This window comes from Tunturibacter psychrotolerans (assembly GCF_040359615.1).
Classification (GTDB): Bacteria; Acidobacteriota; Terriglobia; order Terriglobales; family Acidobacteriaceae; genus Edaphobacter; species Edaphobacter psychrotolerans.
Window position 1 is genome coordinate 555,274 of sequence record NZ_CP132942.1, and the last position, 16,033, is coordinate 571,306.

Sequence of the window (16,033 nt, forward strand, 5' to 3'; positions counted from 1 at the left end):
TAATAGAAATCAAGGGCTGACAAATAGAGAGCCGAAGGAATTCCCTTGCGTGATACTCGATACTCTCCTCCGCCCGCATGAGCAGGACGAGCAAGACGTCGATCAGCAGAGTTGATCCGAGTGAACAACTCACTCTCTTCAGAGCTTCCAATGATCGAGAATGCCATTAAGCTATCTCCCCACTCGTACGTTGGGCGAGCGAGCACTCGATCACCTCTTGTTCCTTAACTTCCAGAAAGCTTCAGGCGGCGGACACGTCGGTCCGCCGCCTGAACAAAAGCTTTCTTTTCGAATTACTGTCCCGCTTCGACTCGAGGCGTGATGAGACCGATATTGTCTACTCCAGCCTGGTGACCGAAGTCGATGACCTCAGCAACCTTGCTGAAGTCGAGATCCTTGTCGCCCTTGACGAACATGACCTTCTCTTGCCGTGTCGCAAAGATCTCGGCAAGCTTCGGCTCAAGATCAGCCTTGTTGAACGAGTTATCGTTGATCTTATACGCCGGCGCTGCGGCTCCGTTCGACAGCACCTGAACGACGATCGTCCGGTCATTCTCCGGCTCATCGTGATGCTCCTTAGGCGGCTGGGGAACCAGCGTCTCCAGGCCTCGAGGAGTCACCGGCACGATGACCATGAAGATGATCAGCAACACCAGAAGAACGTCGATAAGCGGGGTTACGTTGATCTCAGAAACCGCTCCGCCAGTATTTCCACCACCCATTCCCATAGCAATCTCCTCGGAATTATCCTGTCGCTCCAGCAATGCTAGTCCGACACCTTACCTGGCTACTTCTTAGTTGTCGTCGCTCCGCTGTCGTCTGTTCTTTCGGTCAGCAGGCCAAGCTGGCTTACACCAGCAGATCGGATTCCATCAACCGCATCCATTACCTTGCCGTAGTTAGCGCGTATATCTGCGCGCATAAAGACCTCTTTGCTGGTCTTGTTCTCCAGCTTTGCAGCGATCTTAGGGCCAAGGTCATCGAGCGTTACCTGGTCGCCGCCAAGAAATGTCCTGCCATCGCGCGTCACAGCGACAACGACAGCATCTTCCTTATTGGCATCTTCCATCACCACCGCGGCGTCAGCCTTCGGCAGGTCCACGTTGACCTTGTTGTTCAGCATGGGAGTGATGACCATGAAGATGATCAACAGTACAAGCATCACGTCCACCATCGGTGTCACGTTGATGTTGGAGTTGACCTTCTTGCCTTCATCCCGCTTATTGATACCCATAACGTATGCTCCGTCCGGTTTGCTGTATTTACTCTCCCCGCGTATCTGTCCAGCCTCCGGACGCTGTTCGCTGGCAACGTCCGGAGCTGATCAGTTGTGATTCCCGCAGAGTACTGATGATCGTCTTACGCTTTCGGGACCGAAGCCTTACCGGTGGCTCTGCTTGATGAAGTAGTCGACCAGTTCGCTCGAGCTGTTGTCCATCTCGACATCGAACGCTTCAACCTTACCGGTAAAGTAGTTGAACGTCATAACGGCTGGGATAGCGACGAGCAGACCGAAAGCGGTCGTTACGAGGGCTTCCGAGATACCGCCGGCTACGGCGCCGATACCAGAGGTCTTCTGGGTTGCAATCTGTTGGAAGGCGTTCAAAATACCGACGACGGTACCGAACAGTCCGATAAAGGGTGCCGTCGAACCGATCGTGGCGAGACCGCCCAGACCGCGCTTCAGCTTGGCATGAACGATGGCTTCTGAGCGCTCGAGCGCACGCTTGGAGCTCTCAACCTGCTCCTCTGTGATCGTGCCACCCGAACCAAAGCTACGGAACTCCTGCAGGCCAGCCGTCACAACCTCGGCAAGGTGCGACTTCTTGGAGCGATCTGCAACCTTGATCGCCTCATCCAGACGACCATCCTTCAACGCGCCTGCAACCTTCGGGGCAAACTCACGGGACTGCTTGCGAGCAGCGGAGAAGTAAAGGGCCCGGTCGATGATCACAGCGAGCGACCAGATCGACATGATGAAAAGAAGAATGACGACGCAACGAGCCAGCCAGCCCATGTTGGACCAGAGACCCATAACACTGAAGCTAACCTGCGCCTCTTCAAAGTACAGGGCGAGGGAAGCGGGAACGTGAGCGAAAGTTGTTGCGAGATGAGCGAGAATCACTGGAATATTTCCTCCTGATAGGAACTCTAACTTTCAGAATCTTTACCCGGGAATCCCCCAAAAGTTCGACACTTTTGGGAGACCCGCGAGAGACGTTGTTGCGAAATCAGCCTCGGTCTAGCCGCCGCCGAAGTTGAAATTGACAGTGATCTGCGTATCCACCTCGGTGGGTTCGCCGTTCAGAAAATATGGCTTGTACCGCCACCCTTGAACCGCCGAGACCGCCGCAGACCGAAGCATCTCTGGACCGCTGACAACCTCGAGTTTTTCAATAGTGCCCGCCTTCGAGATCACCGCGTGCAGAACCACAGCACCCGAGACGTGAGCAGCCCTTGCGATTGGCGGATAGACAGGATTCTGTCCCGAAAGCTTGTTACCAGCCACGACACCGCTCGAGACGCGCTGAGGGCCTTTCGGCGGAGCAACTTTAACAACCGGGGTCGGCGCATTGCCGATGCCACCCATCACGCCTCCTGGGACGCCGCTTCCGCTACCCATACCGGCCATTCCGGCAACGCCGGCCACCTGCGGAGGAGGTGCAGCATCTTCCTTCAGCATCTTGATGTCTTTAGGAATCTTTGTAGGAGCGTGAAGACCCGCGTCGATCTCCGACACCATCTTGATCGGCTTCACGATCTGTTGCGGCGGCGGAGGAGGCGGAGGCGGAGGGGGTGGAGGCGGCGCTGTCAGCATCGCAGTCATTGCCGTCTTTGGCAAAGCCTCCGGATACAGCAGCGGAATAAGGATCATGGTTGCCAGGATCGCGCCATTGAAGATAAAGGTCCCAATCATCCAATACTTGGACTTGGTCTTGATCTGGCCACCGGATTCCATCAACGAGGATTCGAACATATGCAGCCTCTTTACTGTGAAGAAGAGCTATTTTTCTTTAGACACCACGTCGCTTCATTTTGTTCCCGGGTTATTACATCGGCAGAAGAACCGATCCCTACACCTTGGCGCGCTTACCCGCAGGTAACGTCACCGACTTGCCCTTGCTCACCCGCCAGTCCTGATACGCCACCAGCATCGGCGCCGCCACAGCGATCGACGAATAAGTTCCGATCAAAATTCCAACGACCAGTGCGAAGGAGAACCCGTGTAGCACCTCGCCGCCAAACAAGTACAACGACAGCACCGTCAAGAACGTCAGACCCGACGAGATCACCGTTCGACTCAGCGTCTGATTGATGCTCCGATTGACGACATCATGCAACGACTCTCTCCGCGACAGCGCCAGATTCTCGCGGATACGATCGAAGACGACGATGGTGTCGTTCATCGAATAACCAATCAGGGTTAGGATGGCAGCAATAACCGTAAGGGTTATCTCCTGGTTCGTCAAACTGAACGCACCCACGGTGATCAGCGTGTCGTGAAACACCGCCACGACCGCCGCAACACCATAAATCAGCTCAAACCGGAACCAGAGATAGATCAGCATTCCAATCAGCGAGTACAGCGTCGCAAGCCAAGCCTGCTTCTGTAGCTGCTTACCTGCCGTAGGACCAACAATCTCAACCTGCTCCACGGTAAAGCGGGAATCATGATAGTTGGCATTCAGAGCGCTCTCCACACTCTGCCGTCCTGCATCGTGCGACTGATCGGTCGCCGTCGATTCAGGCAAAGCGATAATCACCTTGTTTGCCGCGTGTCCACTGGGATCGCTCACACGCTGGATCCTCGCATCATGAACACCCGCGCGATCCATCGCCTGGCGAATATGATCCTCATTCGGCGCCTTGTCGAACGCCACCCGCACCTGGGTCCCGCCTTTAAAGTCGACGCCCAGTGGAATGTGATGCCAGAACAGTATGCTCAACACTCCGAGAACAGAAAAAATCAGGGAAAACCCAAGGAAGAACCACTTCTTCCCGAGCCAATCGATATTCGTTGTACGAAACAGTTCCACGCTTTTGAACCCTCAGCGGCGCCTCCAAAGGCTTCCGCAATCTCTTGAAAATCTAAATAGACAGCGCAGCGCCGCGTTCCTTCTTCTGAAGGATTGCGTCGAAGATCACACGCGACACCAGCACCGCGGTAAACAGGTTGGCGAATAGACCGAAGGCCAGCGTTATCGCGAACCCGCGCACCGGACCCGAACCAAACAGGAACAGGATCATCGCCGAAACAATCGTCGTCACGTGGGTATCGATGATCGTCACCCACGCATGCGCAAACCCCTGCTGCACAGCCGCCGCTGCCGTTTTGCCGGCCCTAAGCTCTTCACGGATGCGCTCGAAGATCAGCACATTCGAGTCCACGCCCATACCAATGGTCAGGATCACGCCTGCAATTCCTGGCAGCGTCAACGTCGATCCGGTATATCCCATGAACCCAAGCAGGATCACCAGGTTAAGAATCAGCGCCAGATCAGCGTTAATCCCCGCCCCACGGTAGTAAATCAGCATGAAGATCATGACGGCCAGCATGCCGGCAATCGCCGCGACGATGCCCTGATGAATCGAAGCGGCACCCAGGCTCGGCCCAACCGTCCGTGTCTCAAGGTAAGAGATCGAAGCCGGCAGCGCCCCCGTGCGCAACATCAGAGAAAGGTCGTTCGCCTGCTGCTGCGTAAACGCACCGGTAATCTCGCCACTATCGCGGATCGCCGACTGAATCCCTGCGACCTCGCGAACCTTGTTATCCAACACAATCGCCATCGAACCCGGCGTTGCGCTCGACGCCGTATGCGCCTGCGTGTAGTTATAGAACCGATTCCCAGCCTCAGTTGTCAGGTTGAAGCGGATATTCGGCCGTCCGTTCTGATCCTGTCCCGGCTGCGCATCGCGGAAGTCCGTTCCTTCCACTTCGCTCACTCGCTTCAGCAACCAGATCTGATCCGGCGCGCCCGCCGAACCCGTACCGTGCACCAGCATCGAGTCGGGAGGAATTATCCCGTTATTCGCCGCCAACGCAGACTGATCCGTCTCGTAAGGGCCACCGGTGACCGCGTGGATCGACAGCTTAGCGGTCGACTGAATAATCTCTTCCACTCGCGCCGGATCATCGACACCCGGCAGCTCCACCAGAATCTGGTTCTCGCCTAGCCCATACTTCTGAATCACCGGCTCACTGACGCCCAGTTTGTCGATGCGCTCGCGGATCGTCTCGATCGACGTATCCAGCGTCCTCGTCTCCAGGTCACGCACCGCACCCAACTTCATCGTCAGCGTTGAGTTTCCATCGGCAGTAGTCACCACATCGTAGTTCCCGTAGTCGCTGCCCTGCAGCACACCGCGTGCGTCGCTCAGCTTCGCAGCAGGAATCCCCGAAACGATAATTGTCTGCGGCCGCGACGGATCCGTCTTACCCACAGTCGCACCGGTCACTCCGGCCTTCTGCAGATCGGCCTCAAGCCTCGCCACATCCCGATCCGTAGCCGAAGCAACTGCCTCAGCCACATGTACTTCGAGCACAAGGTGTGTCCCGCCCTTAAGGTCGAGCCCCAGGTGGATACGATCTTTGATCGACTGCGTGAGCCCGCCATGTGGAATGCCCACGATGCCGAAGCAGAAGATCACCAGTACCGCAACGATGAATGCCGATTTACCGGCCAGATTCTTGCCCATGATCTTTATTGAAGGGTGCAGCCGCAGTGCCCAGCTTCAGTCCCGCCGCCGCTATCCTTGTTTCTTCCTCGTCCGTTGTTAACGGTTCAATCTCAACGTGCCTACATCTAAATATTTGTTACAGCTTATTTTGAAGTCTTCTTCTCAGGCAGCCTGTTCGTCCGTCGTCACCGCCGCAATCGCGCTCTTGACGAACTCAAGCTTCACCCCATCCGGCTGAACCCGCAGGATAACCACATCGTCCTTCACGGACAGCACCGTACCGCGAATACCGCCATTGGTGGTCACGCGGTCGCCGGTCTTCAACTGCCCCAGCATCTCCTGCCACTTTTTCTGCTTCCTCTGGTTCGGCGCGATCATCAAAAAATAAAGCACCACAAAGAACAGGATCGGCAGTGCGAGACTGCCAAGATTACCCAGTCCGCCCGCCGCAAGCTGCAACCACATTGCAAACATCAAATCAAAGCTCCGTTCAACAACTCAATCATCTCTGGCCCAGGCAGCAGCCGACCGCAAAACAACAGGCAAGCGCGCTCAACTGGACGCAACTTCGCTTACTCCGGAAAAAGAGTGCCTAGCCCCTAAGCATCGCGTAACCGACACCCCCTGTCAAGGCGAGCGCCCCAGTCCTCACTTGGCCAAGCGTCGCTTCCAGGCCATCTTCAACGCCCCTTCCAACACATCCGCGCTGACAGCATCCAGCTTCACCCGAGTCATTCCCATCCGCCCCCAGCCACCCGGAACCGGCGAAAACACCTCCGGCGCATCCTCCACCAGCCCTGCCTGCTCCTCCAGGCTCAACTTCAGAACGCCAAACCCTTCCTTTTCATAGGCAAGAGTACAAAAGATCTTCCCACCCACCCGAAAGTCGGGATGCCCCTGGTGCGACCCCTCCGAAGCTCCCGGTAAGCTCAACGCAATCCGTCGATAGTCTTTTGCTGTCACGCGCCATCCCTCGAAACGACCCCAACAGCTTACGCCCGCCGCCCGCAACAATTCACCACCATGGCCGCAGATCGCAATCTCATAAACTGTCTTCTGCACCTACGGTTCGTAAACCCGGCGGCACGCACAGAAGGAATAGAAGGAACAGCCCATGCCCATCCCCGAAGACCTCGCCGCCATCGCTCGCCAGGAAGCAGAACTCCACTTCTCCACCTTTGACTACGACACCGCCTGGCGTCTCGGCCAAAGCCTCCGCGAACTAGCCACCTCCCGCAACCAATCCCTCGTCATCGATATCCACCGCTTCGGCCAACCCCACCAGGCTCTCTTCTACACCGCCCTCGCCGGCACCACGCCCGACAATCCCCGCTGGGTGCAGCGAAAATCGAACGTAGTTGCCCGCTTCCATCGCAGCTCCTACGCCATCGGCCTCTCACTAGAGCAAACCAGCCGCACCTTCAGCGAACGCTACAACCTGCCCGACGCCGACTACGCCGCTCACGGCGGCAGCTTCCCCATCCACGTCGCCGGCACCGGCATCATCGGCTGCATCACCGTCTCCGGCCTGCCCCAGCGCGAAGATCACAACCTCGTCGTCGAGGCACTCTGCCTCGAACTGAAGCAAAACCACGACTCTCTTCGCCTCCGCTAACCAAACCACGCACTCCTACGATGCTTTAATAAAGGTTTGCCCGCAAAGCGTCGGCACGCACAGGAGCATCGAAGCAATGTCGGATCGGTCTTACGCACTCACCCGAACACTCGCCTCCGTGTTCCTCTTGGGGTGCCTTCTGCTCTTCGTCATCCGCACCTGGCACTGGCCGCTCATGGGCGACGCCGCCCTCATGCACTACATCGTCTTCCTCATGGATCACGGCATGGCGCCCTATCGCGACATCGTCGATCCCAACATGCCCACCACCCTCCTCATCGAAGGTGCCGTCATGCACCTCTTCGGCGCCGACTCGCTCACTTGGCGACTCTTCGACCTCTTCCTCCTGGCCGTCTCCGCCGTAGCCATGTACGTCATCTGCAGACCCTACGGCCGGTTCGCCGCACTCTTCGCCGCATCCCTGTTCGCGCTCATCCACGGCCGCGACGGTCTCATCGAGCTAGGCCAACGCGACCTCACCATGACCGCGTGCCTGCTCATCGCTTACGCCTTCCTCTTCACCGGCCTCAGAGTGCCTCCCACCCAAAAAACAAAACCCTGGATGACAGCCATCTTCGGGATCTTTTGCGGCATCGCCGCCACCATCAAACCTTCCGTTCTCTTCCTGGCCCCAACCGTCCTCGCCTTCGCGGCCATCACGCTACGCCGGAGAAACCGCCCGTTCCTCGCTCACATTGTCAGCGGACTCCTCGGCATGCTGATCCCCATCCTCCTGATCTTCGCCTGGCTTCATCACCAACACATCGTCTCCAACTTCCTCTTGACGCTCTCTCAACTCCTCCCCTACTTTCTCCTCCTCGGCGCACGGTCCTACCCACATCTCATCGTCCACAGCATCTCCTCCACCATGCTTCCCGTGGTCCTTCTCTGGCTGCCCATCGTCCTCCTCAAAAAAGACTGGATAACCTGGGAACGCACCGCACTCTTAGTCGCAGTCTTCTTCGGACTAGCCTCGTTCTACCTGCAGAAAAAAGGCTTCCCCTACCACCGCTATCCCTCCGAAGCATTCCTGCTTCTCCTCGCCGGAATCGACTTCACCACCATCCTCCAAACCAATCCAGCTCCCTCGCAACTTCGCTCCCGCGTCAGCAACAAGCTTCTACCCAGCCTCGCAATGGCAGGCATCGTCATCGGCGTCTTGTTTATCGGAGGCGGTTCAACCGCCCACGCTCTTTGGCAGGACTGGCATAATCAGGAGTTCGACACCATGCTCCGCGCCGACCTCAACCGCCTCGGCGGACAGAATCTCGCAAACCACGTCCAGTGCCTCGACATGGCAGACGGCTGCATCCCCACCCTCTACAACATGCATCTCGTCCAGGCCACAGGCTTCCTCTACGACTGCTACATGTTCTCCGCCCAACCGGGACCAGAGCGCGACCACGCACGCGAAGCCTTCTGGCAATTAATCACAAAGAATCCCCCCGCCATCTTCGTCGTCTCAAGCAACGACTGCGACCCACCCACCGCACGCCCCGCCTACGAATACAAAAAACTACGTCGCTGGCCCCAGTTCAACGACTATCTCAACGCCAACTACCATCTCGACGTCGAACGCATCCCCCCGCACATGGTCAACTCCGGCAGCGGCCCCTCAAAACCCCTCGGCTACCGAATCTACGCACAAAACGACCTTAAATAGTTACAGTTTCTCCCGCCAACTCCATCCTCACCCGCGCCATCGTATCCAGATAAAAAGCAATATTGTGCACGCTATTGAGCACGGCACTCAGCGGCTCGCCCGAAGCAAACAGGTGCCGCAGATAAGCCCGCGTATACCTAGTGCAAACCATGCACCCGCACGTCGCATCGATCGGCCCCTGATCTTCCGCATACTCTTTCTTCTTAATATTCAGCCGGCCCTCCGACGTAAACAGCAGCCCATGCCGCCCCGCCCGAGTCGGTAGTACGCAGTCCATCATGTCCACCCCCATCCGCGCATACTCTTCAATCTCATCCGGATACCCCACCCCCATCACGTACCGCGGCTTATCCTTTGGCAGATGCTCAAGCGTCCGCGCAATCATCTCCCGCGTCACCTCCCTCGGCTCTCCCACCGCAAGCCCGCCAATCGCATACCCCGGCAGATCCATCTCCACCAGCCGCTCCGCCGACTCCTTCCTCAAATCCGCATACATCCCACCCTGCACAATCCCGAACAAGCTTTGCGTCTTCCCATCGCTCTCCGCGAACCAAGGCACCAAATGCTTCGTCGTCTCAAAATGATCCTTTGACCTCCGCGCCCAGGCATGCGTCAGCCCCATCGACTCCCGCGTCCGTTCCCACGTCGCCGGAGTCTCCACACACTCGTCAAAAACCATCGCAACATCCGCCCCCAGCGCAATCTGCACATCCATCGAGTGCTCCGGCGAAAAGAAGTGCTTGCTCCCATCCAGGTGCGACCGAAACTCCACCCCATCCGGCGTAATCTTCCGCAACTTACTCAAACTAAAAACCTGAAATCCACCTGAGTCAGTCAACATCGGGCGCTCCCAGCTCATAAACCGGTGCACTCCCCCCATTCGCCGCACCAGCTCATGCCCCGGTCGCAGATACAAATGGTAGGTATTGGCCAGAATGATCTGCGCTCCTTTCCCGCCGGCGCCAATCTCTTCCAGCAGGCTTTGCGGCACCGCCTTCACACTCGCCGCTGTCCCCACCGGCATAAAAACCGGCGTCTCCACTACGCCATGCGGCAGCCTCAACCGCCCCCTGCGTCCGCCACCCTTAGCGGTTCTATCTACTTCAAATGAAAATCCCATTGCTTTGATTGTATGAGCCTGTCGATTTCACTGTCGTCTAGCGCATTAGCCAGCGTTCGACGTTTGTCACAGTCCATTAATTCATCTGGCATTCACTTTTTATTCACAAAGCAACCTATCCCCGCAACTAACAATAGGGAGCACTGCATTTCCACCACTTTTGAGGCCTTACTAAAATGATTCGGAAACTTCTAGCTCTCTCGTTGACCACGACCCTCATTCTCAGCGGCTGCGGCCAGGGCACGGTCAGCACGCCGCCCGGCAACGGCAACGCCAACACCACGCCGCCCCCCGCACCCCCCACGCCGACGACAGCACAGGCTGCAATTAAGCACATCGTCGTCATCTACGGCGAGAACATCTCCTTCGATCACTACTTCGGCACCTATCCCAATGCTGCCAACACCGGCGGGACACCCTTCACGGCATTAGCCGGCACCCCGATTCCGAACAACTACGTCTCGAACCCCGCCCTGCTTACCGGCAATCCGAACCTGAATAGCGCCAACAACAGCACCGCTACCAGCACAGTGCAGAATTCGGTAGCCGCGAACCCATTCCGCCTCGGTCCCAACCAGGCCGCCACCAACGACCAGGATCACAACTACAATCCTGAGCAGCTGGCGTTCGATAACGGCAAGATGGACCTCTTCCCATACTCTGTCGGAACCCCGAACAGCCCCACTCTTACCAACCAGACGGCTGCTCCTAGCATCGCCAACACAACTGCGCTCACCATGGGCTACTATGACGGGAACACCGTCACGGCGATGTGGAACTACGCGCAGCACTACGCGTTGAACGACCACTCATTCGGCTCGACCTTCGGACCCTCCACTCCTGGCGCCATCAACCTCATCTCCGGCCAGACCAACGGTGTCACCAATCAGGTGGGTACCACAGGCGCAGTCATCGGCGACGGTCAGGGTGGCTTCACCGACATCAACGACGCCGACCCAGCCAATGACGTCTGCTCCTCCACGACTGAGTACTTCAGCATGACCGGCAAAAACATCGGTGACCTGCTGAACGCTGCCGGCATCTCCTGGGGCTTCTTCCAGGGCGGCTTCAACCTCTCCCTCACCAACACCACCAAGAATGGCGTCATCGGATCAGGTACCGGATGCCTCCCGAACGAAGCAACCGGCAGCCGCGCAACCGGTGCCGTCAACATCCCCGGCAATCCTCTCAAGTCGGACTACATTCCCCACCACCAGCCCTTCCAGTACTACGCCAGCACCGCGAACCCGACTCACATCCGTCCCGCCTCCATTGCAGCTATCGGAACCGCGGCTGACACCGGTGCCTCCACCGCAAACCACCAGTACGACACCCTGGACTTCAACGCAGCGCTCGCCGCTGGAAACATGCCGGCCGTCACCTTCCTGAAGGCTCCCGGCTACCAGGATGGTCACGCTGGTTACTCTGATCCTCTCGACGAACAGACCTTCGTCGTCAACGAGATCAATGCCATCGAGTCCTCGCCCTTCTGGGGTTCGACCGCCATCATCATCGCCTACGACGACTCCGACGGTTGGTACGATCACCTCACCGATTTCGTCAACGGCTCCCAGACCAGCTCCGACGCAGCCTTCTGCAACGGCGCCGCGCCAACCCTTGCCGGTCCCAACTCTAACGGTCTCCCAGTTCAGGGCCGCTGCGGCCATGGACCTCGCCTACCCCTCCTCGTCATCTCACCCTGGGTCAAGGCAAACTACGTTGATACCACCCCAACCGACCAGGCCTCCATCACCCGCTTCATTGAGGATGTCTTCCTGAGCAGCGCACGTATCGGTGGCGGATCCTTCGACGCCTCTGCTGGAACTCTCATGAACATGTTCAACTTCACCAGCAACGTCGCACCGAATCCTCAAGTTGTCCTCCTTAACCCGACTACCGGTGCTGTCACCTCTGTCAAATAGCCCGAGGTTTCACGGTACGTTCACAAATAAGCCATAAACTCAAAAGGACGCACCCTGCATTTAGGGTGCGTCCTTTTTCTGTTCCAGCTTTTTTGTACCCAGCCTGCACCATCACGCTCATACGGAGATAAGTTTGTCCCCCACCCGCCGCACCATACTCCAGCAGCTCTCCGCGCTCGGAGCCCTCACCGCCCCACCTCTGGCTCTCGCCAGCCGACTCCTGCAGAATCACGATTCGGGCATGTCCATGCCCGGCATGGTGTCCACCCCGCAATCCGATAGACCCGCAATCAACGGCTATTCCCTCACTCCCTTCGTCGACGAGCTCCCTCTCTTCGAGCGCGCCAAGCCAGTCTCCTCCCTCCACCCGCACAACTTCCGCATCACCATGCGCGAGATCCAGGCTAAGGCCCACCGCGATATTCCCTCTACCCTCATGTGGAGCTACGGCGACACCCCACTCGCCCCCCTCATCGATGTCCGCACTCACCAGCCGCTTCAGGTCGAATGGGTCAACCACCTCCCCACCCAGCACTTCCTTCCCATCGATCACTCCCTCCACGGCTGCGGTCATGACGTCCCCGAGGTCCGCACCTGCGTCCATCTCCACGGCGGCCGCACCCCATCCAAAGACGATGGCTTCCCGGAAGACTGGTTCGTCCCCGGCAAATCCCACATCGCCACCTATCCCCTCCTGCAGGACGCGACCGCTCTCTGGTATCACGATCACGCCATGGGTCTCAATCGTCTCAACACCTACGCCGGCCTCTTCGGCATGGTGCTCCTGCGCGACGACGCCGAGGACGCGCTCAACCTTCCCTCCGGCAAATACGAAGTCCCGCTTCTGATCTACGACCGCCAGTTCACCACTGACGGCCAGCTCTTCTACCCCGACTCCGGCGACCCCGAACATCCCTGGGTACCCGAGTTTGGCGGCAGCTGCATCCTCCTCAACGGCAAGATGCGCCCCTTCCTCGAAGTCGAGCCGCGCCTCTACCGCTTCCGCCTCCTCAACACCGCCAACAGCAGCTTCTTCAACCTGACCCTCACCAATCGCCAGCCATTCCATCAAATCGGCAGCGATCAGGGCCTGCTCCCTGCGCCCGTCAAGATAACCAACCTTCTCATCGCCCCAGCCGAACGCGCCGATCTCCTGATCGACTTCTCCCAGGCCGCCGGTCAGAAGATTCACATCATCAACGGCGCCGTTCAGATCCTGGAATTCCGCGTCGCCGCCAAATCCAGCCAAATCGCCTCAGTCTCTCAATCCTCCAAAACGTCGCATGTCCCCAATGGAATCTCCACCTCCGATTCCATCCCATCCACACTACGCACCATCGACCGAATCCCCGAATCCGCTGCCACAGTCACACGCACGGTTACCCTCCACGAATACTTCGACAAAATCGGCAACTCCATGCTCATGCTGCTCAACAACAAGCCTTGGCATGAGCCAGTCACCGAAACCCCCAGGCTCAACTCCACCGAGATATGGGAGTTCATCAACCTCACCGAAGACACGCACCCCATGCACCTGCACCTCGTGCGCTTCCAGGTTCTTGATCGCCGTGCCTTTGACGTCTTCAAATATCAAAATAATCAGGGAACACGCTATCTTGCCGCAGCCACCCCGCCCGACGCAAACGAACAAGGCTGGAAGGACACCGTCCATTGTCCCCCCGCCACGATCACCCGCATAATCGTCCGTTTCGAAGGCTACCCCGGCAAATACCTCTACCACTGCCACATCCTCGAGCACGAAGCCAACGACATGATGCGCCCCTTCGAGGTCATCGCCTAAGAAACACTGTCAAGCCCCTGATCACACCAAACCCGCTCCAGTCGCGGGAAATCGTGTGGCGCATTAGTTTTACCTAATCCCATAAAATAGATAAGAAGAAGCGGATTTAGGCGCGTGTACGTCGCAATCGGCTTCTGCGACGACATCCGGCTATCTTCCACATAACAAGTATTTTGCGCGCAAACCCTTTTGTTTCAATATTTTGAAAGAAGGCATGCGCTGTAGGATACTGATAAATAAAGACTTCCCTACAAAATACCCCGCAGGGTGGGGGAAGGGGTATCGTCGTGCATTTCGAAGGAACACCGGCAACCATCAAGGTCGTCGCGTAAGTAATTTGTCCTGCCGGACGGGCCCACTACGCGTGGAGCGGCCACTTCGTGGCGGGTATACCCTACCTGCTCCCCAAAGCAAATCGGCGTAGTCTAAAGCTCCAAGGAGATCGCGCCATGCTAAGGAGAGACTTCCTTCGCCGCTCGACCCGCACCCTCGGAGCCACGCTTCTCGCTCACTCCGCCATCGCTCGCGCCGCACTTCTCGAACCCGATCCCCTCCCCCAGAAATTTCACGCACAAGACGAGGTTGTCCTCGGCAAAACCGGAATCCGCACCAGCCGCCTCGCGATGGGAACAGGCACCATCGGCTTCGGCGGCTCCTCCAACCAGACTCGCAACTCGCCTCTCACCCGTCTCCTTCTCGACGGCTACAACGACAACGGCCTCCGTTTCTTCGACTCTGCCGACTCCTACGGTAGCCACCCATACGTCGCCGAAGCCCTCAAGCACATCCCCCGCGACAAGGTAGTCGTCCTCACCAAGACCGACACTCGCGACGCCGCCGACGTGCGCGCCGACCTCGACCGCTTCCGTAAAGAGCTAGGCGTCGACTACATCGACATCGTCCTCATCCACTGTGTCACCCAGGGCGACTGGACCACACGCTACCGCGGCATCATGGACGTCCTCTCCGAAGCCAAGCAAAAAGGTGTCATCCGCGCTCACGGCGTCTCCTGCCACAGCCTTCAGGCGCTCGAAGCAGCCGCCGCCTCTCCATGGGTAGAAGTCGATCTCGTCCGCCTCAACCCAATCGGGTCCCACATGGACGCCGACCCCGCCACCGTCATCGGCATCCTCAAAAAAATGCGCGCCCAGGGGAAGGGAATCGTCGGCATGAAGATCCTGGGCCAGGGCGACCTCCGCGACAAACCCGCCGAAGCCATCCGCTACGCCCTCGGCACCGGCGTCCTCGACGCCTTCACCATCGGGGCCGAATCCCAAAAAGAACAAAACAATCTCATCCAACGCGTAGCCGCCGCCTGACGTCTGGCGACCGCATTACCGCTCCAGCATCTCCACCGCCTGCGCCACGCTGATATCTGGCGCCAGCCGCTGAAAATCGCTGTGAACAACATGCTCGTTCCTCCCAATCTCTTTAAACAACATCACCTTTCCTTCAATCGCTGTATTCACCGTCGCGTCCTTCCAATCTCCACCTGGTTCCATCTCATGCGTAGTATTGAAGCCGCTACCGGCGTGCACCGTCCCCAGCAAGCCAAATCCCAAACTCACATCCGAAGAAGTCTTCCCTTCAATCCTGTGTAACTGCAACGTTCTCTGATCCACCAGAATCGTTCCCGCCATAGCATGCAGCACACGCTCCTCCAGCGACTGCGTCTTATACGCAGGATCAGGTCGAAACCCAATCTCAAGGTCGCTCCCATCAACCCGAGGGTCGTCAAACAGAAATGCCTTTCCCAGCAGCGTCAGCAACTGTTCTGCATGGTCTTCGTCGCTTTTCGTCGCCTGCGCCCGCCGCTGAAACTCCTCAGGATGCAACTCAACCTGCGCCAGCTTTGCTCTCTCTAACGTCGCGCGATCTGCGCCCAGAGGCTTGCCATCTTCAGCCAGCAACAGCCTCACCTTACCCACCGAAGTCTCCACCACGCGCTCCCGCCACAGATGCCCGCCCGTCCGCTCCGACCGCTCTTCCGAAAGATACAGATAGAGGTTGCGATGCTCTGCCGGATCATTCTCGTGAGTCAGCATCGAGTCCACAATCTGTTTCGCCGCATTCGAACTCTGGGCGCCCAGGCTCCCAACGCCCAGCAGACAGACCGACACCATCACTCCAGCAACAAAACGCACTAACCTGTCATCCCTTAACCGGTACGACACAAAACTCAATAGGGACACCCCGCACCAGTAAAGCACGTCGACAACACAATTCCGGTCAA

At 57.9% G+C, this 16,033-nt stretch carries 15 protein-coding genes; 5 read left to right on the plus strand and 10 right to left on the minus strand.

The window, feature by feature from the left end:
- Window positions 1-293 precede the first annotated feature (293 nt).
- From RBB77_RS02120 to RBB77_RS02155, 8 genes are all read right to left on the minus strand, one after another.
- The gene (locus tag RBB77_RS02120) at window positions 294-728 is read right to left on the minus strand and encodes an ExbD/TolR family protein (RefSeq protein ID WP_353064533.1); all 435 of its coding nucleotides are present in this window, start codon (window positions 726-728) and stop codon (window positions 294-296) included.
- Window positions 729-787: 59 nt separating this feature from the next.
- A complete protein-coding gene (locus RBB77_RS02125; RefSeq protein WP_353064534.1) occupies window positions 788-1,234 on the minus strand; it encodes an ExbD/TolR family protein in 447 nt (148 codons plus the stop codon).
- A 147-nt stretch (window positions 1,235-1,381) separates the two neighbouring features.
- Complete coding sequence (locus RBB77_RS02130) at window positions 1,382-2,125, minus strand: MotA/TolQ/ExbB proton channel family protein (protein ID WP_353064535.1); 744 nt, start codon at window positions 2,123-2,125, stop codon at window positions 1,382-1,384.
- 117 nt (window positions 2,126-2,242) lie between these two features.
- On the minus strand, window positions 2,243-2,977 hold the full coding sequence (locus RBB77_RS02135; protein WP_353064536.1) for an energy transducer TonB: 735 nt from the start codon (window positions 2,975-2,977) through the stop codon (window positions 2,243-2,245).
- 97 nt (window positions 2,978-3,074) lie between these two features.
- On the minus strand, window positions 3,075-4,037 hold the full coding sequence (gene secF, locus RBB77_RS02140; RefSeq protein ID WP_353064537.1) for a protein translocase subunit SecF: 963 nt from the start codon (window positions 4,035-4,037) through the stop codon (window positions 3,075-3,077).
- 52 nt (window positions 4,038-4,089) lie between these two features.
- Complete coding sequence (secD, locus tag RBB77_RS02145; protein WP_353064538.1) at window positions 4,090-5,697, minus strand: protein translocase subunit SecD; 1,608 nt, start codon at window positions 5,695-5,697, stop codon at window positions 4,090-4,092.
- Between the two features lie 144 nt (window positions 5,698-5,841).
- Complete coding sequence (yajC, locus tag RBB77_RS02150) at window positions 5,842-6,153, minus strand: preprotein translocase subunit YajC (protein ID WP_353064539.1); 312 nt, start codon at window positions 6,151-6,153, stop codon at window positions 5,842-5,844.
- A 174-nt stretch (window positions 6,154-6,327) separates the two neighbouring features.
- A complete protein-coding gene (locus RBB77_RS02155; RefSeq protein WP_353064540.1) occupies window positions 6,328-6,741 on the minus strand; it encodes an MmcQ/YjbR family DNA-binding protein in 414 nt (137 codons plus the stop codon).
- Between the two features lie 52 nt (window positions 6,742-6,793).
- Here RBB77_RS02155 and RBB77_RS02160 point away from each other — a divergent pair, with 52 nt between their 5' ends.
- Window positions 6,794-7,294, plus strand: a complete 501-nt coding sequence (locus tag RBB77_RS02160) for a heme-degrading domain-containing protein (protein ID WP_353064541.1) — start codon at window positions 6,794-6,796, stop codon at window positions 7,292-7,294.
- A gap of 76 nt (window positions 7,295-7,370) precedes the next feature.
- Window positions 7,371-8,957 (plus strand): ArnT family glycosyltransferase, encoded by a 1,587-nt coding sequence (locus tag RBB77_RS02165; RefSeq protein ID WP_353064542.1) that lies wholly within the window; start codon window positions 7,371-7,373, stop codon window positions 8,955-8,957.
- Here RBB77_RS02165 and tgt read toward each other — a convergent pair.
- Window positions 8,950-10,077, minus strand: coding sequence for a tRNA guanosine(34) transglycosylase Tgt (tgt, locus tag RBB77_RS02170; protein ID WP_353064543.1), 1,128 nt, complete (start codon window positions 10,075-10,077; stop codon window positions 8,950-8,952). The two genes, RBB77_RS02165 and tgt, sit on opposite strands and share 8 nt — an antisense overlap.
- 176 nt (window positions 10,078-10,253) lie before the next feature.
- On the opposite strand from tgt, the gene RBB77_RS02175 reads away from it, so the two are divergent.
- From RBB77_RS02175 to RBB77_RS02185, 3 genes are all read left to right on the plus strand, one after another.
- Window positions 10,254-11,999 carry a phospholipase C gene (locus RBB77_RS02175; RefSeq protein WP_353064544.1) on the plus strand — a complete coding sequence of 582 codons (1,746 nt, stop codon included), beginning with the start codon at window positions 10,254-10,256 and terminating at the stop codon, window positions 11,997-11,999.
- Between the two features lie 133 nt (window positions 12,000-12,132).
- A complete protein-coding gene (locus RBB77_RS02180) occupies window positions 12,133-13,800 on the plus strand; it encodes a multicopper oxidase family protein (protein ID WP_353064545.1) in 1,668 nt (555 codons plus the stop codon).
- A gap of 449 nt (window positions 13,801-14,249) precedes the next feature.
- Window positions 14,250-15,119, plus strand: a complete 870-nt coding sequence (locus RBB77_RS02185) for an aldo/keto reductase (protein WP_353064546.1) — start codon at window positions 14,250-14,252, stop codon at window positions 15,117-15,119.
- Between the two features lie 15 nt (window positions 15,120-15,134).
- Here RBB77_RS02185 and RBB77_RS02190 read toward each other — a convergent pair whose 3' ends face one another.
- The gene (locus tag RBB77_RS02190) at window positions 15,135-15,944 is read right to left on the minus strand and encodes a hypothetical protein (RefSeq protein WP_353064547.1); all 810 of its coding nucleotides are present in this window, start codon (window positions 15,942-15,944) and stop codon (window positions 15,135-15,137) included.
- Between the last annotated feature and the right edge of the window lie 89 nt (window positions 15,945-16,033).

Bases quoted from the DNA above. Each gene is read 5' to 3' on its own strand.
- RBB77_RS02185 (WP_353064546.1), top strand. From the start codon at position 14,250: ATGCTAAGGAGAGACTTCCTTCGCCGCTCGACCCGCACCCTCGGAGCC.
- RBB77_RS02135 (WP_353064536.1), bottom strand. From the start codon at position 2,977: ATGTTCGAATCCTCGTTGATGGAATCCGGTGGCCAGATCAAGACCAAG.
- yajC (WP_353064539.1), bottom strand. From the start codon at position 6,153: ATGTTTGCAATGTGGTTGCAGCTTGCGGCGGGCGGACTGGGTAATCTT.
- RBB77_RS02175 (WP_353064544.1), top strand. From the start codon at position 10,254: ATGATTCGGAAACTTCTAGCTCTCTCGTTGACCACGACCCTCATTCTC.
- RBB77_RS02120 (WP_353064533.1), bottom strand. From the start codon at position 728: ATGGGAATGGGTGGTGGAAATACTGGCGGAGCGGTTTCTGAGATCAAC.
- RBB77_RS02125 (WP_353064534.1), bottom strand. From the start codon at position 1,234: ATGGGTATCAATAAGCGGGATGAAGGCAAGAAGGTCAACTCCAACATC.
- RBB77_RS02160 (WP_353064541.1), top strand. From the start codon at position 6,794: ATGCCCATCCCCGAAGACCTCGCCGCCATCGCTCGCCAGGAAGCAGAA.
- RBB77_RS02165 (WP_353064542.1), top strand. From the start codon at position 7,371: ATGTCGGATCGGTCTTACGCACTCACCCGAACACTCGCCTCCGTGTTC.
- secD (WP_353064538.1), bottom strand. From the start codon at position 5,697: ATGGGCAAGAATCTGGCCGGTAAATCGGCATTCATCGTTGCGGTACTG.
- tgt (WP_353064543.1), bottom strand. From the start codon at position 10,077: ATGGGATTTTCATTTGAAGTAGATAGAACCGCTAAGGGTGGCGGACGC.